A 13,057-nucleotide genomic window follows, 5' to 3' on the forward strand; every position below is an offset into this window, starting at 1 on the left:
ATGCAAGATTGCGAGCCATTCGCCATGACTAAGGTTTCGCTATGACTAAGGTTTCGCTATGACTAAGGGCTATCCGCCTATCCATGTTTTTGGTGGCACCAGTGATGCGCGGTTGATTTGTCAGCAGCTGGATACGGCAGGCGAGCGCTATAGCTTGTCGGTTGCCACCGAGGCCGGTTGGCAACTGGCGGGCGATATTCGCGGTGAGGTTGTGGTAGGGCGGATGGATGCAGCGGCAATGGTTGAGTTCCTTATTAATAGGCAAGTGCGCTGGGTTATTGATGCTTCGCACCCTTACGCCGACTTACTCAGTCACAATGTGGCGGCGGCTTGCGAGCAAACCAAGGTTTCACTGACTCGTTATCAGCGCCCGAGTGAAATTGAGGTTTTTAATCACCCGCAACTTTACAAAGTGGACAGCGTCACTGCGGCCTGCTCTGTGGCGCAGGGCTTGGGGCCTCGGGTATTACTCACCACTGGCAGCAAGCAGTTGGCTGAGTATCAACAGGGGCTGGCAGGTAAAACTCTGTTGGTGCGGGTGCTGCCCACCGCCGAGGTGCTGAGCCAATGTGAAGCTCTCGGGCTGGGAGTGAGCCAGATTATTGCACTGCGCGGGCCTTTTAGTGCGCAATTCAATCAGGCGCTGTATGCGTTTTGCCAGCCGGATGTGGTTATTACGAAAGAATCCGGCGCGCAAGGAGGCTATCAAGAAAAAGTCGCCCCCTGCCTGGCCCTGAATATTCCCTGCATTGTGGTGCGCCGTCCGGTGGAGATAGCGCTGGGCAACATTGGGCAGCAAGTCACTTCATTGGCTGAGTTAACCCAACTTCTGACCCACTGGCAGCAACAACAAGGACAATAAAATGAAAAAAGCACTGTTGGTTATCAGTTTCGGCACCAGTTATGAACACACTCGCCAAAAGAATATTGATGCATGCGAGCAGCAGCTGGCGGCGGCTTACAGTGACCGCGATGTGTTCCGCGCATTCACCTCAGAAATGATTATCCGCAAACTGCGCAAGCGCGATGGGCTGTTAATCAATAACCCACGGGAAGCTCTAAAACACTTGGCTGAGCAGGGATATCAGGATGTTGCCATTCAATCTCTGCATGTAATCAATGGCGATGAATACGAAAAAGTGGCCAATGAAGTGCGCTCATTCAAAGACAGTTTCCATCATTTGGTGCTGGGCACGCCGCTATTGAGCAGCTTTGCCGATTACCAGCAATTGCTGGTGGCGTTGCAAGCACAAATGCCGCCGCTGGCCACGGATGAGCGGGTGGTATTTATGGGCCACGGTGCCAGCCACTTTGCGTTCTCGGCTTATGCCTGTCTTGACCACTTTATGAGCTCGCTTAACTTCCCAGCGATGGTCGGGGCGGTGGAAAGTTACCCGGAAATCAGCCATATCATCAGCCGGTTACAGCAGCAGGGGGTGCGCAAAGTACACCTGATGCCCTTGATGCTGGTGGCCGGGGATCACGCCATTAATGATATGGCCTCTGATGAGCCAGATTCCTGGCGCTCACAGCTGGAAACCGCTGGGATTAGCGCCCAATCATGGCTGCAAGGTTTGGGTGAAAACCCATTGATTCGCCAGATGTTTGTTGAGCATCTGGATCTGGCATTACAACAAAAACAGCAGGAGGCAGCGTAATGAGCGGCAGACTTTATGCATTGGGTGTCGGCCCCGGAGCCAGCGATTTGATAACAGTGCGAGCAGCAAGGTTGGTTGCCCAGCTTGATGTGCTGTATGCCCCAGCAGGGCGCAAAGGCGGCGATAGCTTGGCGTTATCGATTGTGCGCGAATATTTGTCACCCAATACGGAAATACGCACCTGCCATTTCCCGATGAGTGCTGATGACCACGAAAAACAAGCCGTCTGGGATGAGGTAGCGCAGCAGTTACAGGCGGAAGTTGCCCAAGGGCGTCAGGTGGGCTTTATCACCCTCGGTGACGCCATGTTATTTAGCACCTGGGTATTTTTGCTCGAACGTATTGGTCGGCCAGATTGGTTAGAAATCGTCCCCGGCGTCACCTCTTTTGCGGCTATTGCCTCACGCGCAGGATTGCCATTGGCGATGGAGCAACAATCGCTGGCGATTATGTCTTGCACCGCACCAGAAGCTGAGTTGGAGCGGGCATTACTTAATCACGATTGTGTGGTGCTGATGAAAGTTTATGGCCGTTTTGCGGGTATTCAAGCGCTATTGGGCCGGCTAAATCTGTTCCCGCATGCACTGTTGATGTCTGAGGCCTCACTGCCTGGGGAAGTGTGTTGGCGTCAGTTAGATAGCCTGGCGGCAGACCAGCCACTACCTTATTTTTCGACCATTTTAGTGAATAAACAGCAGCAAGTTAATTAAATATTATCAGTGGGTTAGTTCGAATAAGAGTGAGTTAAGTTTTTGTATAAAAACTATTTAAAGGAATTCGACATGGAACAACAACTAAAGAAATTGTCATTCACCGGACTGGCGATGGCAATACTTCTGACAATTGCCCCGAATGATGTGTTTGCGATGCACATTATGGAGGGTTTTTTGCCGCCAATGTGGGCGCTGGCCTGGTGGGTATTGTTCCTGCCGTGCCTGTTTATGGGTTTGGTGCGCTTGAAACAGATTGTTGCCGAAGACAGCAATCAAAAAGTCCTGCTGGCACTGTGCGGAGCCTTTATTTTCGTGCTTTCTGCGCTGAAAATTCCCTCAGTCACCGGCAGTTGCTCTCACCCAACCGGGGTGGGATTGGCCGTCATACTTTTTGGGCCGGTGGTCGTGGCGGTGTTGGGGGCGATAGTGCTGCTGTTCCAGGCCTTATTGCTGGCCCACGGTGGGCTAACCACCCTTGGTGCTAATGGCATGTCGATGGCGGTCATTGGGCCGGTCGTGGGTTATCTGGTCTGGAAACTGGCCTGTAAAGCCGGATTACGCCGTGATGTTGGGGTGTTTTTGTGTGCCATGTTGGCGGATTTAACCACGTATTTTGTCACCTCGCTACAGCTGGGTTTAGCTTTCCCCGACCCGCAATTTGGCGTCAGCGGCTCGATTATCAAATTTATGGGCGTGTTCTGCATTACTCAGATTCCTATTGCCATTGCGGAAGGTTTATTGACCGTAATGATTTATGACCAATTAACAAAACGCCAACTTATTCATGCAGGGAGTCATTAACATGAAAAAGACCCTTATTTTGCTGGCGATGGTGATCGCCTTGGTTATATTGCCCTTCTTTATCAATCATGGCGGTGAATATGGCGGCTCAGACGGGGAGGCCGAAGCCCTGATTCAGGTAACAGCCCCTCATTATCAGCCTTGGTTCCAACCCTTGTATGAACCCGCCAGCGGAGAAATTGAAAGTTTATTATTCACGCTGCAAGGCAGTATTGGTGCGGCGGTGATTTTCTATATCTTGGGCTATTACCGGGGGAAACACGGTGAGCATGCTGGGGATTGATAAACTGAGTTATCAAAGCCGCTGGCGGCAGAGCGACCCGATGGGAAAACTGGTGTTGTATGGGGTTTTTCTGCTGCTGGCAATGTTGAGTCCGCCCCTGTATCAGGCGCTGTTATTGGTGTTTATCGCCGGACTGACCTGCTATTTGCTGCGGGTCGGCCCGCGCCGCTACCTGCGCTGGCTGGCAATACCGCTTTCTTTCTTGTTAGTGGGCTTGGTGACCATTGTGTTATCCCTCGCCCGCCAACCGGATAGTTTGTGGTGGGGTATACAAATAGGTAATTGGTGGTTTGGGATTGATAGAGTGGGGCTGGATACCGCCAATCAAACGCTGTGGCGCAGTTTGGCAGCATTGGCTGCCACTTTCTGGTTTGTACTAAATACGCCATTTCCCCAACTTATTCAAATACTTAAACGTTGCCATGCCCCGCGCTTGCTGACCGAGCAAATCCTGCTGACCTGGCGTTTTATCTTTATCTTGATTGAAGAAGCCGCGGCTATTCATCAGGCGCAGTCATTGAGATTTGGTTATCTCTCATTGCGTACTGGTTATCACTCGCTGGCAATGTTGGTCGGTATGTTATTTACCCGTGTGATGATTCGCTATCAACAGATGGTCATCTCGCTGGATATGAAACTTTATCAGGGTGATTTCCACCTGTAAGGCAAAAGTTGATGTTAGCCACCAGACAGTTAGGTTTCAGCTATCAGGATGAGCAGGTATTGCATGATTTGACCTTAGATTTCAGTCAGCATGCGGTCACCGGCGTTTTGGGTGCCAATGGCTGTGGTAAATCCACATTATTTATGAATCTGACCGGCATTGTGCAGCCACAGCAGGGGGCCGTGTTATGGCAAGGCGAGCCACTGAGTTACAAAAAAAACAGCCTGCGCGCGCTACGCCAGCGGGTCACCACGGTGTTTCAAGACCCAGAGCAGCAGATATTTTATACCGACATTGACAGTGACATTGCTTTCAGTTTGCGCAATCTCGGGATGCCGGAAGCCGTCATTGCCGAGCGAGTCGACCGGGCGCTGACCTTGGTCGATGCACAAAGTTTTCGCCATAAATCTATTCAACATTTGAGTCATGGGCAGAAAAAACGCGTAGCTATTGCCGGTGCGCTGGTGATGGAAGCCGAATATTTGTTGCTGGACGAACCGACGGCAGGGCTGGACCCGGCGGGCCGCCAGCACATGATCATGATTATTGAGCGTATTGTCGCGGAGGGAAAACGAGTTATTATTTCCAGCCATGATATCGATTTGATTTATAAGGTTTGTGATTATCTTTATGTGTTATCTCATGGTCATCTGATGATTGCCGGTGAAACCACCGAGGTATTCTTGCAACAAGATAAACTGCAAGCGGCGGGGCTGGTACAGCCGTGGCTGGTGAAAATGCACAGTGAGCTGGGGTTGCCGCTGTGCAAAACGGAAGAGCAACTCTTTGCGTTGATGCGTCGGCGTGAAGTGGAGGAAATGCGATGAGTCGGTCGGCGATAAATTTATCGATAATGGTGCAAGGCACGGCATCGGATGTCGGTAAAAGTGTGTTAGTGGCAGGGCTATGCCGCATTTTTATGCAACAGGGTTATCGCTGCGCCCCTTTCAAATCGCAGAATATGGCACTCAATTCGGGCATTACCCCACAAGGTGAAGAGATGGGGCGCGCGCAGATTTTTCAGGCCGAAGCGGCCGGAATTGCGCCAGATGTCCGTATGAACCCGGTATTGCTCAAACCCACCAGTGACAAGAAAGCGCAGGTGGTGCTGATGGGCAAAGTGGCCTGCAATATGGATGCGGTGGAATACCATCAATACAAGCCGCAATTGCAGCAGAAAATCAGTGAGGTTTACCATAGCCTGGCCAGCGAGTATGACATCATGGTGCTGGAAGGGGCAGGGAGCCCGGCGGAAATTAACCTGCGCGACCGTGATATCGTCAACATGGGTATGGCGGAGATGGCGGATGCGCCGGTTTTATTGGTGGCGGATATCGATCGCGGCGGTGTATTTGCCTCCATCTATGGCACTTTAGCCTTGCTGCATCCACATGAAAAAACACGGGTTAAAGGGGTGATAATCAATAAGTTTCGTGGTGATATCGCGCTACTTAAACCCGGTTTAGCCCAGATTGAAGCTCTCACCGACGTGCCGGTATTAGGGGTGATGCCGTGGCTGGATATTGATTTAGAAGATGAAGACGGCGTGGCGCTGCAAAACGGAAAATATCAAGATTCGTCGGAAAAGGCGCTGGATATTGCTGTCATTCATTTGCCGCACATTGCTAATTTTACGGATTTTAATGCGCTGGCGGCCCAGCCGGATGTGCGCCTGCGTTACGTTTCTCAGTTATCGGCTCTGGGGCAGCCAGACTTGCTTATCTTACCTGGCAGCAAAAACACGCTGGGCGATTTGCAGTGGCTACATCACAGTGGATTGGCGGCGGCAATATTGGCACAGCAGCAACAGCAGGTGCCGGTTATTGGCATTTGCGGCGGTTACCAAATGCTGGGCAAAGGGATTATTGATGGGGTGGAGTCAGATTTAGCGCAGATGGACGGCTTGGGGTTATTGGATGTGGAAACTCAATTTTCCTCAGAAAAAGTCACCACGCGAGTCAGCGGTTATTGCCTGACCGGTCTGCCAGGTATGCTGAAAACCGATGCTGAGCAACCCCTTGAAGGATATGAAATCCATATGGGTGTCTCCAGATTGGGCGAGAATGCCACCGCTTTTGCGCGGTTAACATTACGTAATGGGCAAGCGGAGCAGTGGGTGGAGGGGGCTGTGAACACGGAGGGCACGGTGCTGGGCAGCTATATTCATGGCCTGTTCGACAGCCACCACTTTACCCGCGCGCTATTGGATAATTTACGGCACCGCAAAGGGCTGCCCGCCTTCGACGGTGTGACGGTGGATTATGCTGAACATAAGCAGCAACAATTTGATATTTTGGCAGAGAAAATGCGTCAGCATATTGATATTGAACGGATTTTAGATTTAATGAAAACACATCAACAGGAGCGTGCGCAGTGATTTTGATTACCGGAGGCGCGCGCAGTGGCAAAAGTTCACTGGCAGAGCGCTTGGCGGCGCAAGCCAGTGCGCGGGTATTTTATATTGCCACCTCTTTGGTGACGGATGCGGAAATGGCCGAGCGGGTTGCCGTGCATCGTGCCAGCCGCCCAGCCCATTGGCGCACTTGGGAAGGTTATCGCGACCTGGGTGTCGTGCTGGATAAGCAGATTGAACCCGGTGAAGCGGTGATGCTGGAGTGCATTACCACACTTATCACCAACCTGTTATTTGAGCAGGCGGGCGACATCCCACCAGAGCAAATGGATTTTACTGCGCTGGAGGTGGGGATCCAGCAACAAATTACCGAGCTGCTGGCGGCCTGTGCCCGCAGCCACGCGCCAATTTATTTTGTCACCAATGAATTGGGTATGGGGATAGTGCCGGAAAACCGTCTGGCGCGGCATTTTCGTGATATTGCAGGCCGGGTGAATCAGCGTCTGGCAGCGGCGGCGGATGAGGTATATTTAGTGGTTTCTGGCATTGAGGTAAAGATTAAATGAGTTTGCGCTTATTTCTCGCAACATTGCAGTTTATGACTCGGATCCCGGTGCCAGAGCGCTGGACACAAGGGCTGGCGCTGGATAATTACGAGCGCGGCATTGTGGGTTTCCCCTTGATTGGCTTGATTGTCGGTTTTTTGGGCGCGGTGGTCTTTACCTGCTTGGCACCTTGGTGTGGTGTACCGCTGGCGGCACTGGGGTATGTGCTGGCGCTGGCATTGATTACCGGTGCTTTTCATCTTGATGGGCTGGCAGATACCTGCGATGGGGTGTTTTCGGCGCGTAAACGCGAACAAATGCTGGAGATCATGCGCGACAGCCGGCTGGGTACTAACGGTGGCTTAGCCCTGATATTTATCGTGGTGGCGAAAGTGTTAGTGGTCAGCGAACTGGCGCTACGCGATGTATCGATGTTTGCCATGCTAACGGCTGCATCGGTGGCTGGGCGCACTGTGATTGTGCTGCTGATGTATCACCAACGTTATGCCCGGGAAGGCAGCGGGTTGGGCAATATTTACATTGGTAAAGTCACCGCCCGACAAACATTGGTCACTTTGGTGGGCGGGGCGATACTCATTTTACTGCTGGGTAAAGGTGCTGCGTTGCTGGCGTTGCTGGCAGCAATGGCGGTGGTATTGCTGTTAGCAACCTATTTGCGCCGCCGCTTGGGCGGGCAAACCGGGGATACGCTGGGGGCGGCAGTTGAAGTGGGTGAATTGGTATTTTTACTGGCGCTGCTGTAATAGCACCTAATATTGCCAGCGGTTTCCTGTCAATCTCAATCATGATGAGTATATTCGATGCGACTTTTTCTGGTGCGCCACGGGCAAACCTCAGCCAACCTTCAGGGCGTTTTTTGCGGCCTGACCGATGTGGCATTGACCCCGCAAGGAGTTACGCAAGCCAGTGAGGTTGCGGGCTGGCTGGCAGGTGTGACATTTTCTGATGCGGTGAGTAGCCAGTTATTGCGCGCCCGGCATACCGCTGATATCGTGCTGGCAGGGCATCCGTGTAATGCCCGTACCGATAGCCAATTAAATGAAATGAATTTTGGTGAGTGGGAAATGCGCCATCACCATGATTTGCAAAAAGAAGATTCTGATGCGTGGGCAGCATGGGTGGCCGATTGGCAACAAGCCAGCCCCACGGGTGGGGAGTCTTTTCCACAGTTTTCCGCCCGAATAGAAAGGGTGATTCAGCCCTTGCTGTCAGTATCCGCCTGCTCACAACAGCCGCAAGATAACCGTCAATTACAAGATAACCATCAACTGCTGGTAGCCCATCAAGGTGTTTTAAGCTTGATGTTAGCGCGTCTGCTGGCGATGCCCGCGGCAGCCATGTGGCATTTCCATTTTGAACAGGGAGCATATAGCGTGTTAGATATCCACGATGGATTTGTCGCGCTGCGTGCCTTTAACAGTCGGGCTGTTTGGCAGCCTGCAACCAGAGATTAACCCCATGCAAACTCTTACCTCAGTCTTACGTACCATTTCGCCGCTTGATAGCAAAGCGATGTCCCGCGCCCAAGAGCGGCTTAACGGCTTGCTTAAACCGCCCGGCAGTCTGGGCCGTTTGGAACAGTTAGCTGTGCAACTGGCGGGTATGCGCGGGTTATATGGCCATCAAGTTGATCGCAAGCAAATTATTGTCATGGCAGCCGATCACGGAGTTTATGACGAAGGTGTCGCGGTGTCACCGCGCGTGGTGACCAAGGTTCAGGCGCTGAATATGGTGAAAGGCATCACCGGCGTTTGTGTACTGGCGGCTAATGCGGGGGCTGAGGTGAAAATTGTTGATGTCGGTATCGACAGTGATGAGCTACCCGGAGTGCTGAATATGAAAGTCGCGCGGGGCAGTGGCAATATTGCCCGAGAGGCGGCAATGACCCGCCAGCAGGCTGAAGATTTACTGCTCGCCAGCGCCATGCTGACTTTACGGCAGGCGGCAGAGGGAGTGAAAGTCTTTGCTGTTGGGGAGCTGGGAATAGCGAATACTACGCCAGCGGCGGCGATGGTCAGTGTGTTTACCGACAGTGACCCGCAACTGGTGGTGGGTATTGGGGCTAATTTCCCCAGTGAACAATTACACCATAAAGTCTCTGTGGTGCGGCGCGCCATTGAAACTAATCAGCCTGATGCCAGTGATGGTATTGATGTCCTGGCAAAAATCGGTGGATTTGATTTGGTCGGCATGACCGGGGTGATGTTAGGTGCGGCGGCGGCTGGATTACCGGTTATTCTGGATGGATATCTTTCGTATGCCTCTGCATTGGCGGCTTGCCGCATTGCACCGGGGGTGCGTGATTACCTGATCCCTTCACATTTATCAGCTGAAAAAGGCGCAGTTATTGCTTTGACCCATTTGCAGCTTGAACCCTATTTACAAATGGGGATGCGCTTAGGTGAGGGCAGCGGTGCGGCGATTGCCATGCATTTAGTGGATGCCGCCTGTGCGATGTATAACAATATGGGATCGCTGGCAGAGAGTAATATCGAGCTGCCTGCATAAGGCTGTTTTATGCATTACCGTAGCTGTTAATGGTGCCGATGATGAGTTGTCAGGACTGTTTTTAACCTTCTGCTGCTGAGCAAAAGCACCAAAGAAAATATCATTAATGCAATAATACCAGCCGGTTACGTAATTATTATCAATTCGGTATCCATTGTATCAATAGTCAGAAACCGCCATTTAGGCGGTTTCTTCTTCGGCAATCTTAGGCACATCAGAATAATTACTTATTCTTATCCTGTAACCCACGAGCACCCAAATTATTGTTATCTACCTGCGGCAAACCTGTGGCTGCAGAAGATGACAGCAAACCAGTTTCAACATAGTTGAACAGTTTCTCACGGGTATCAGTGATATCCAGGTTGCGCATGGTCAATTGGCCGATACGGTCATCTGGTGAGAACACTGAGTCGCCTTTTTCCATCGTCAGACGCTCTGGTTTATAAGTCAGATTGTCGGAGACAGTATTAAGGATGGAATAGTCATTACCGCGACGCAGTTCCAGAGTCACTTCACCGGTTATTTCGCTGGCAACCCAACGCTGAATTGAATCACGCAGCATCAATGCTTGCGGGTCAAACCAACGGCCTTGATACAGCAGACGGCCCAGAACACGGCCATTAGCATGATATTGCTCAATAGTATCTTCGTTGTGAATACCGGTCAGCAGGCGCTCATAGGCGATGTGCAGCAATGCCATTCCTGGGGCTTCGTAGATGCCACGGCTCTTGGCTTCAATAATCCGGTTTTCAATTTGGTCACTCATGCCCAAACCATGACGGCCACCAATGCGGTTGGCTTCCATCATCAATTCGACGCTATCTTCAAACACCACACCGTTTAAGGCCACCGGGTAACCGCGTTCAAAACGGACAGTCACTTCTTCCGCTTTAACCACCACATTCTCGTCCCAGAATTTCACGCCCATAATCGGGTTAACGATTTTGACACTGGAGTTCAGGAATTCCAGATCTTTGGCTTCGTGAGTGGCACCCAGCATATTGGAGTCAGTGGAATAGGCTTTCTCAGTCGACATTTTATAATCGAAGCCGGATTGAATCATAAATTCGGACATTTCATGACGACCACCAAGCTCATCGATAAAATCGGTATCCAACCAAGGTTTATAAATTTTCAATTCAGCATTGGTTAACAGACCGTAACGATAGAAACGTTCGATATCGTTACCTTTGTAAGTGCTGCCATCACCCCAAATGTTTACGTCATCTTCTTTCATGGCGGCAACCAGCATAGTGCCGGTGACAGCGCGCCCCAGTGGGGTGGTGTTAAAATAGGTGACACCGGCGGTGGTGTTGTGGAATGCGCCACATTGAATGGCGGCAATACCTTCGGCAACCAGCTGTTTACGGCAATCAATCAGACGCGCTTTCTCGGCACCGTACTCCATCGCTTTACGCGGGATGGCATCGTAATCTTCTTCATCAGGCTGACCCAGATTCGCCGTGTAGGCGTAAGGAATTGCCCCTTTTTTCTGCATCCACAACAGTGCGGCACTGGTGTCTAAACCACCGGAAAATGCAATACCAACACGCTGATTAATAGGAAGGTGTTTGAGAATAGTTGTCATCAATTAAATCCTGTATGAATTAGGTCTGTCTGGCAAAGGTTTCAATGCCTACATTGATATCGCAAAATGGGGGGTAGAGTCAAAGAGATTTTGCATATTTATGTGTGTTTCACTGCATAACTATTTCATTTGCGTTTTGTTGAAATGCTGTTTCATTTAAATAAATTTAACGTTCTGTTATAGTGTCTGCATCAACTTTTTATCGCGTATAACCCGTTAAAATTTAAAGTGGGAAATCGCCATTGTAAAGCCGTGCTTAGAGATATTTCACCATAGTGGTGGAAAGCGCGGAGGTATGCAAATGGACATGGTTTCAGGGACTGTTAAGTTGAAAATCTTGCGCGAAAGTACATGGTATAAAAAGCGAAAATCCTACCGCGTGTTATTTTGGCGCGAAATAACACCGCTGGCTATCCCGCTGTTTATTGAAGGGCTGTGTGTGTTGCTGATGGGGGTGTTTAGCACTCTGTTGGTCAGTTGGTTGGGTAAAGAAGCAATGGCTGCGGTGGGATTGGCAGACAGCTTCAACATGCTGATTGCGGCTTTTTTTGCCTCTGTTGCGCTTGGTACCTCAGTGGTGGTGTCATTCAGTTTGGGGCAACGTAAACGTAAACAGGCGCAAACTGCCGCCCGTGAATCCATCTCTCTCTTAGTCTTAATCTCATTATTATTGGTGATGCTGGTGCATTTTGCCGGTGAAACCATTATTAATCTGCTGGCCAGCCAGGCGGATCCTGCCGTCAAGTCGATGGCTCTGACCTACCTGCATTTGACGGTGTGGAATTACCCCGCGATGGCGATAACCCTGGTTGGGTGTGGGGCATTGCGGGGGGCGGGGAATACCCGGCTGCCCATGTTTATCAATATTGCCATGAATATTCTCAATATCATCATTAGCAGCGTGCTGATTTATGGCCTGTTTAGCTGGCAGGGCATGGGATTTGTCGGCGCAGGGATAGGGATCACGTTTTCTCGCTATTTGGGGGCGTTGGTGGTGATATTGGTGCTGATTTTTGGCGCCAATAATACCCTGCGGATCCCTTTTAAAGCTTATTTCATGCCTTTTACCTCGGCCATTATGTTCGAGGTGCTGAGTATTGGTATTCCTGCCAGTGTTGAGTCGGTAATGTTTAATGTTGGTAAACTGATTACTCAGCGTTTTGTTGCCGGAATGGGGACGGAAGTTATTGCCGGTAACTTTATCGCTTTTTCAATTGTTGGGCTGATTAACTTGCCCGGTAATGCGCTGGGATACACCTCGACGATTATTATCGGCACCCGCTTGGGGAAAGGGCAGATTTTGCAACCTATTCGCCAGCTTAAACATATTTTTTGGCTCTCCACCCTTGGCGTATGTTTTATCGCCTTATTATCGATTCCCAGTGCCGGTTTTCTGGCGTCGCTCTATACCAATGAACCGGGCGTTATCAATGTGGTTAAGCACCTGATCTGGATTAACGCATTATTTATGCCCATTTGGGCCGCGGCCTGGGTGCTGCCGTCAGGTTTGAAAGGGGCGAAAGACGCCAGTTACACCATGTGGGTGGCGCTTGCCGGAATGTGGGGCTGCCGCATTATTGCGGGTTACATTCTGGGCGTCACTCTGGGATTTGGCGTCACCGGGGTATGGGTGGGAATGTTCCTCGATTGGATAGTGCGCGGCGTGCTGTTTTACCGGCGTATGTCCACAGGGCGCTGGCTATGGCGCTATCGGCCGGCAGATTGATAGTTAAACTATTAAGTCGAATTATTAAGCATTTTCTTCCTATTGCCGATAAAGAAATAAGTTTCTCCATCGTGAGAAAGAGAAATAAGCATTGGAAAGACGTGGGACGAGAGAGTGCCGTGGGTATGTGACTTTTCTGTTCCCGATTGAAAGGGTGAAGCATTAATTGCTGTTGAGCAGAATGTTATTCCTTATTT

The 13,057-nt window shown here is 50.7% G+C and carries 14 protein-coding genes; 13 read left to right on the top strand and 1 reads right to left on the bottom strand.

The genetic code is table 11. The features are described 5' to 3' along the window. Nucleotides 1-58 precede the first annotated feature (58 nt). The 12 genes from YROHD0001_RS14025 to cobT all read left to right on the top strand — a co-directional run bounded on the left by YROHD0001_RS14025 (nt 59) and on the right by cobT (nt 9,546). Complete coding sequence (locus YROHD0001_RS14025) at nt 59-862, top strand: cobalt-precorrin-6A reductase (RefSeq protein WP_004713577.1); 804 nt, start codon at nt 59-61, stop codon at nt 860-862. A 1-nt stretch (nt 863) separates the two neighbouring features. Then, nucleotides 864-1,658, top strand: a complete 795-nt coding sequence (gene cbiK, locus YROHD0001_RS14020) for a sirohydrochlorin cobaltochelatase (RefSeq protein ID WP_004713578.1) — start codon at nt 864-866, stop codon at nt 1,656-1,658. Then, entirely contained in the window at nt 1,658-2,368 is a 711-nt protein-coding gene (locus tag YROHD0001_RS0117365; RefSeq protein WP_032816165.1) for a cobalt-factor II C(20)-methyltransferase, read from the top strand. Before cbiK ends, YROHD0001_RS0117365 begins: the two co-directional genes overlap by 1 nt. A 72-nt stretch (nt 2,369-2,440) precedes the next feature. Continuing rightward, nucleotides 2,441-3,172 carry a cobalt ECF transporter S component CbiM gene (gene cbiM / locus YROHD0001_RS14015; RefSeq protein ID WP_004713579.1) on the top strand — a complete coding sequence of 244 codons (732 nt, stop codon included), beginning with the start codon at nt 2,441-2,443 and terminating at the stop codon, nt 3,170-3,172. Nucleotide 3,173: 1 nt separating this feature from the next. Continuing rightward, nucleotides 3,174-3,455, top strand: a complete 282-nt coding sequence (locus tag YROHD0001_RS14010; RefSeq protein WP_004713580.1) for an energy-coupling factor ABC transporter substrate-binding protein — start codon at nt 3,174-3,176, stop codon at nt 3,453-3,455. After that, nucleotides 3,442-4,119, top strand: coding sequence for an energy-coupling factor ABC transporter transmembrane protein (locus YROHD0001_RS14005; protein ID WP_032816168.1), 678 nt, complete (start codon nt 3,442-3,444; stop codon nt 4,117-4,119). The genes YROHD0001_RS14010 and YROHD0001_RS14005 overlap by 14 nt, the downstream gene beginning before the upstream one ends. Nucleotides 4,120-4,130: 11 nt before the next feature. Beyond that, entirely contained in the window at nt 4,131-4,946 is an 816-nt protein-coding gene (locus tag YROHD0001_RS14000) for an ATP-binding cassette domain-containing protein (protein WP_004713583.1), read from the top strand. A gap of 11 nt (nt 4,947-4,957) precedes the next feature. After that, nucleotides 4,958-6,496: a cobyric acid synthase gene (locus YROHD0001_RS13995; protein ID WP_072100641.1), complete on the top strand. Its 1,539-nt coding sequence runs from the start codon at nt 4,958-4,960 to the stop codon at nt 6,494-6,496. After that, nucleotides 6,493-7,038 carry a bifunctional adenosylcobinamide kinase/adenosylcobinamide-phosphate guanylyltransferase gene (gene cobU / locus YROHD0001_RS13990; RefSeq protein WP_032816172.1) on the top strand — a complete coding sequence of 182 codons (546 nt, stop codon included), beginning with the start codon at nt 6,493-6,495 and terminating at the stop codon, nt 7,036-7,038. Before YROHD0001_RS13995 ends, cobU begins: the two co-directional genes overlap by 4 nt. Beyond that, nucleotides 7,035-7,781: an adenosylcobinamide-GDP ribazoletransferase gene (gene cobS, locus YROHD0001_RS13985; protein ID WP_032816174.1), complete on the top strand. Its 747-nt coding sequence runs from the start codon at nt 7,035-7,037 to the stop codon at nt 7,779-7,781. Before cobU ends, cobS begins: the two co-directional genes overlap by 4 nt. Before the next feature lie 57 nt (nt 7,782-7,838). Further along, the gene (locus tag YROHD0001_RS13980; protein ID WP_004713587.1) at nt 7,839-8,492 is read left to right on the top strand and encodes an adenosylcobalamin/alpha-ribazole phosphatase; all 654 of its coding nucleotides are present in this window, start codon (nt 7,839-7,841) and stop codon (nt 8,490-8,492) included. 4 nt (nt 8,493-8,496) lie between these two features. Next, nucleotides 8,497-9,546, top strand: a complete 1,050-nt coding sequence (gene cobT, locus YROHD0001_RS13975) for a nicotinate-nucleotide--dimethylbenzimidazole phosphoribosyltransferase (protein WP_004713589.1) — start codon at nt 8,497-8,499, stop codon at nt 9,544-9,546. Nucleotides 9,547-9,769: 223 nt separating this feature from the next. Here the strand turns inward: cobT and argG are convergent, their stop codons facing one another. Beyond that, entirely contained in the window at nt 9,770-11,134 is a 1,365-nt protein-coding gene (gene argG / locus YROHD0001_RS13970) for an argininosuccinate synthase (protein WP_004713590.1), read from the bottom strand. A 295-nt stretch (nt 11,135-11,429) separates the two neighbouring features. On the opposite strand from argG, the gene YROHD0001_RS13965 reads away from it, so the two are divergent. Beyond that, the gene (locus tag YROHD0001_RS13965) at nt 11,430-12,860 is read left to right on the top strand and encodes an EmmdR/YeeO family multidrug/toxin efflux MATE transporter (protein ID WP_004713591.1); all 1,431 of its coding nucleotides are present in this window, start codon (nt 11,430-11,432) and stop codon (nt 12,858-12,860) included. Nucleotides 12,861-13,057: the final 197 nt, after the last annotated feature.

Origin of the sequence: Yersinia rohdei ATCC 43380 (assembly GCF_000173775.1) — a bacterium.
Classification (GTDB): Bacteria; Pseudomonadota; Gammaproteobacteria; order Enterobacterales; family Enterobacteriaceae; genus Yersinia; species Yersinia rohdei.

Excerpts from the sequence above, each read along its gene's own strand:
- YROHD0001_RS14025 (WP_004713577.1), top strand. The coding sequence starts at position 59 with ATGACTAAGGGCTATCCGCCTATCCATGTTTTTGGTGGCACCAGTGAT.
- cbiK (WP_004713578.1), top strand. The coding sequence starts at position 864 with ATGAAAAAAGCACTGTTGGTTATCAGTTTCGGCACCAGTTATGAACAC.
- YROHD0001_RS0117365 (WP_032816165.1), top strand. The coding sequence starts at position 1,658 with ATGAGCGGCAGACTTTATGCATTGGGTGTCGGCCCCGGAGCCAGCGAT.
- cbiM (WP_004713579.1), top strand. The coding sequence starts at position 2,441 with ATGGAACAACAACTAAAGAAATTGTCATTCACCGGACTGGCGATGGCA.
- YROHD0001_RS14010 (WP_004713580.1), top strand. The coding sequence starts at position 3,174 with ATGAAAAAGACCCTTATTTTGCTGGCGATGGTGATCGCCTTGGTTATA.
- YROHD0001_RS14005 (WP_032816168.1), top strand. The coding sequence starts at position 3,442 with ATGCTGGGGATTGATAAACTGAGTTATCAAAGCCGCTGGCGGCAGAGC.
- YROHD0001_RS14000 (WP_004713583.1), top strand. The coding sequence starts at position 4,131 with ATGTTAGCCACCAGACAGTTAGGTTTCAGCTATCAGGATGAGCAGGTA.
- cobS (WP_032816174.1), top strand. The coding sequence starts at position 7,035 with ATGAGTTTGCGCTTATTTCTCGCAACATTGCAGTTTATGACTCGGATC.
- YROHD0001_RS13980 (WP_004713587.1), top strand. The coding sequence starts at position 7,839 with ATGCGACTTTTTCTGGTGCGCCACGGGCAAACCTCAGCCAACCTTCAG.
- cobT (WP_004713589.1), top strand. The coding sequence starts at position 8,497 with ATGCAAACTCTTACCTCAGTCTTACGTACCATTTCGCCGCTTGATAGC.
- argG (WP_004713590.1), bottom strand. The coding sequence starts at position 11,134 with ATGACAACTATTCTCAAACACCTTCCTATTAATCAGCGTGTTGGTATT.
- YROHD0001_RS13965 (WP_004713591.1), top strand. The coding sequence starts at position 11,430 with ATGCAAATGGACATGGTTTCAGGGACTGTTAAGTTGAAAATCTTGCGC.